Origin of the sequence: Hallella faecis (assembly GCF_018789675.1) — a bacterium.
Classification (GTDB): Bacteria; Bacteroidota; Bacteroidia; order Bacteroidales; family Bacteroidaceae; genus Prevotella; species Prevotella faecis.
This window is the reverse complement of sequence record NZ_JAHKBE010000099.1, coordinates 1-3,626: the sequence shown is the minus strand read 5'-3', so window position 1 is coordinate 3,626 and position 3,626 is coordinate 1. Positions and strand designations below refer to the sequence as shown.

The window sequence follows — 3,626 nt, the reverse complement described above, 5'->3', positions numbered from 1 at the left end:
TCACATTGAGGATTAGATAGTTGTAAATAATCTTAATATTTAACGACACTCCCTATGTATTCATGTCCACATGTGTACACGTCCACACATATACATGGCTACTTATCCACATGGCTACATCACCTCATGAATTTCTTTCGACCTGATTTTCTTCACCTTTCCATGCTTGGACTCATAAGCCTCTATACCTTGTTTCATTACATATTCCATAAAGGAACGGATAGTAAAGCCTTCTTTGTGGGCAATGGCTTGCACCTTGTCCACAAGGGCTTTTGAGCATATAAAGGAGAAGTGTCGCCAAGAGTCATCAGACTGTTCCTTGGTTGTTGCTTTCGTAGATGGTGCTGGAGCATCATTCTCTGGTAAAGGAGCAGCCGGCTCTTCATACCTGTCCTGCGGCTTGATGGCAGCATTTCCCAAGATATTGCCAAGCAGGATGTCCATATTCTTCTTTCCCATGGTCTTTATTGATTACGTGAAATAATCTCCTCCGTCAACGCAAGGTAGTCTTTGGCTCCATTGGAGTTAGGGTCGTACTCGAAGATGCTTCTTCCGCTTCCTGCCGACTCGGCGAGGGCTATGTTCTCACGGATTCGGGTCTTCATGGTGATGCTTTCGTAGCGTGACTTTACGGCTTGCTCAACCACCTTATTCAGTTTTCGATGGTTGAAGCGGGCTATGAACACACCTCCCAGGCGAAGAGAGGGCTTCACTCTTTGGAGGTTGGTTACAAAAGCATCAAGCATCCTCATTCCTTTGAGCGGAAGCAGCTCAGGAGTCATGGGTACGATGATTTCATCGGCTGCAAGAAAGGCATTCGTGGTGACGATGCCCAATGAAGGTGGGCAGTCGATGAGGATGTAGTCATAGTCATGCCTGATTGGGTCAAGAAGCCTACTAAGCAGCTGTTCTCTTGCCAGGAGATTGGTTAGGGCAATCTCTGCACTCGCCATTTCAAGTGAAGATGGCACAAGGTCGAGATTGTCCCGGATATGCTTCACTGGCAATGGTGCTCCATCTACGAGAGCATCAAAGATGCTGGTCTCAATGTCATCTTCGTTAGGGATGAAATACAAGGTGAGATTAGCCTGTCCATCGAGGTCAATGAGCAGGACTTTCTTTCCCATTTGCGCCATGCAAGCCCCGATAGAGGCTGTGGAAGTGGTCTTTGATACCCCTCCTTTGTGGTTGGCGAACGTAATGATTTTCTGTTTCATACTTATTTCCATTATGTATATATGTATAAATGTGTACAACTATACAAGTCCACAAGGCTACGTGGCTACTTGTATTAACGTGTACAAAGTTACTGACGTTACTTTGGTTAGCCTTGTCACTTCTCCTGACAGCCTTTATAGTCAGGAGAAGTGTTAGGTCGTCAGAGTATAAACACCTCGTCTCTGAGTACTGTCACCTCTGCACCGCTGCTCACTTGTACAAGCAGTTCCTTTCCATAATCTTCAATGATTGTAGCAAAGCGGCAGCCTTTCCATGGGGTTCCCAGTTCGCAAGACTCTCCCAATAATTCTGATTCATATTCGTACATATTCTGTGTAGGTTTAATGCGAGAGCACAAGGCTTGCTCATGCTCACGCTTGTTTCTTATTCAAAAGTGAAGACCCGAATATAGAAGTAGGTTTCTTCATTCTCATACTCATACTCGTTGATGAAGTCAACCATCTGTTCCTCTGTGCGTTCTCCTTGTTCGATTCCGGTCTTTGATACCCATTCGTTGATAGCATCCTTCACCGTATCGTAAACGTCATCATAAGCGTCCTCAAATGGTTTGCCGTTTGAACTGACACAACACTCTTCGGGGAAAAAAGAGCCTTCATCATGAACGTAGTAAACTTCGCATCCACATTCACAAACTCGGTAACTGATAGAGAGTTCATCGTGTAGATGATGGTTTATCTCCTCAAAGAGTTCGGTGCACGCATCCCATGCGCTTTCTGTCTCAAACGAGAGAAGAGTATTCTCGTCATCTTCCTCATACTCTGCCCAATAGATATGCCCTCTGACGCTGATTTGCTTTGCTCCGTAGTCGATGCCATAGAAGTCTGCCAATTCGTTCAGCCATACATTCTTGGTGTTCACATTCATACCCTGCAGGGTCTTCCAAAGGTCGCTCACAGCCTTGCGAGAACCTGTCACCTTGTAGGTGGTAGTTGCTTGATTTGCCATAACTGTCTATTTGTTTATTGTGAAATGTGGGCGGTAGATGCACCGCCACACTATTAGTATTCTGCTATTACTGCGAAGGTGGCATGATGTTCAAGCCATTCTCTTACGCATTCCATATTATACTCGCTTGTGATGACTGCCGTTTGTTCGTCTATTGCGGTGAAACGTGTGCTTTCGTAATCGTCAATCCATTCTTTCAGATTGCCAACTCCCAAATAAGCCGCATCGTTAAAGACTTCATCTATTACTGCAATGGGCGAGTTGAACCTAACAATAAGTGTCTTGTAAGAAGTAATCATCTTATTCCCTCCTTCCTTTTCATCCATTCATCACGCTTCTTCCGGCACTCTTCAAGCGTTGCGCATACGCAAGAGAAGAGTTCTCCGTCCGCATGTCGGTAGTCATATTGTACAAGTGTACGTCTCTTTCTGCCTATGCCCGACTGATATTTCTCGTATTTCTCAGCACCTGCGATGGTGCAGGTGCTTACTCCATTGATAGTCATTTTCTGTTCCATATCTGAATTGATAAAATTGTTACCATTCTGTGTAATAACTCTGGTCGTTGCTTTCGCATTCTTCTGCCCACTCTTCATCTGTGAAATCACTATGTAAGCAATCCTCGCTGCAATAGTAGGCTACTCCCATATCCACACAATAGCCTTCACGCATGAGTTTGCCGCACTCAGAGCATCTACGGCAGGCTCTGTCAGTGTCCCACCAATAATCCACAAAGGACTCAGCAATTACGTCTTCGCTTGTGTTCTCGTCCCACTTGTCACGGTAGAAGTCCGCAAACTTGTTCAACTCATCCTTGCTGAAAAGTTCCTGGTCTGTGCCACTAACACCCTTGGTCAGTCGGCTCAAAATCGATTCTCTTGTCGTCATATTGATATTGTTTTTTCTCCCTTTCGTAGATCAACTACTTCGGGAATGGTTAAAAATTATGTTGCTTTCAGAAGGTGTTACGGCTATCTTGGCAAGGTTTTGATGCAAAATACTACCCGAAAGGTGTGGAGATTTTCCATCAAAGCGGGCAGCCTTGACCTTGTAGGAGATGAGACGTAACCATTACTTTCGCAACAGAATTTCTACCGATTCCCAGAAGTCGATGTATGGCAATCATTATAACAGGAGCACCCATTCGGCAAAGAAAAGGAGATGCATAAAAAAAAGCGACACGAAGGCCGCTCTTTGATGACGAGAAGGGTTATTTGCCCTTCTTTGTCTTGCTCTCCTGTGGAGCAGGAGTTTCTTCTTTCTCCACAGCTTCGTAGAACTTGGTTGCGACGAGAACCACACGGTTGTGCTTAACTCCATCGGCATCCTGCCATTCCTCAGGCTTGAAGTAGCCTTCTACCGTAAGGAGAGTTCCCTTTACAAGGCGGTCGAAGGAAGAGGTGTTCTCGTTTTTGCGCCATGCCTCTACATTCATGAAGGCTG

Annotated in this window: 7 protein-coding genes; all 7 read right to left on the bottom strand. The window is 45.2% G+C overall.

Going from position 1 to position 3,626, the window contains the following annotated elements; genetic code table 11:
- Nucleotides 1–114: 114 nt before the first annotated feature.
- Nucleotides 115–459, bottom strand: coding sequence for a hypothetical protein (locus tag KM934_RS12475; RefSeq protein ID WP_027324306.1), 345 nt, complete (start codon nucleotides 457–459; stop codon nucleotides 115–117).
- Nucleotides 460–464: 5 nt separating this feature from the next.
- The gene (locus KM934_RS12470) at nucleotides 465–1,217 is read right to left on the bottom strand and encodes a ParA family protein (RefSeq protein WP_215760929.1); all 753 of its coding nucleotides are present in this window, start codon (nucleotides 1,215–1,217) and stop codon (nucleotides 465–467) included.
- A gap of 385 nt (nucleotides 1,218–1,602) precedes the next feature.
- The gene (locus KM934_RS12465; protein ID WP_094440821.1) at nucleotides 1,603–2,184 is read right to left on the bottom strand and encodes a hypothetical protein; all 582 of its coding nucleotides are present in this window, start codon (nucleotides 2,182–2,184) and stop codon (nucleotides 1,603–1,605) included.
- 53 nt (nucleotides 2,185–2,237) lie between these two features.
- Nucleotides 2,238–2,483: a DUF6956 domain-containing protein gene (locus KM934_RS12460; RefSeq protein ID WP_215760930.1), complete on the bottom strand. Its 246-nt coding sequence runs from the start codon at nucleotides 2,481–2,483 to the stop codon at nucleotides 2,238–2,240.
- Nucleotides 2,480–2,701: a DUF3873 domain-containing protein gene (locus KM934_RS12455; RefSeq protein WP_215760928.1), complete on the bottom strand. Its 222-nt coding sequence runs from the start codon at nucleotides 2,699–2,701 to the stop codon at nucleotides 2,480–2,482. Before KM934_RS12455 ends, KM934_RS12460 begins: the two co-directional genes overlap by 4 nt.
- Before the next feature lie 19 nt (nucleotides 2,702–2,720).
- Nucleotides 2,721–3,071: a hypothetical protein gene (locus KM934_RS12450; protein ID WP_094378792.1), complete on the bottom strand. Its 351-nt coding sequence runs from the start codon at nucleotides 3,069–3,071 to the stop codon at nucleotides 2,721–2,723.
- A 322-nt stretch (nucleotides 3,072–3,393) separates the two neighbouring features.
- A partial coding sequence (locus KM934_RS12445; protein WP_215760927.1) for a single-stranded DNA-binding protein occupies nucleotides 3,394–3,626 on the bottom strand: 233 nt, incomplete at its 5' end.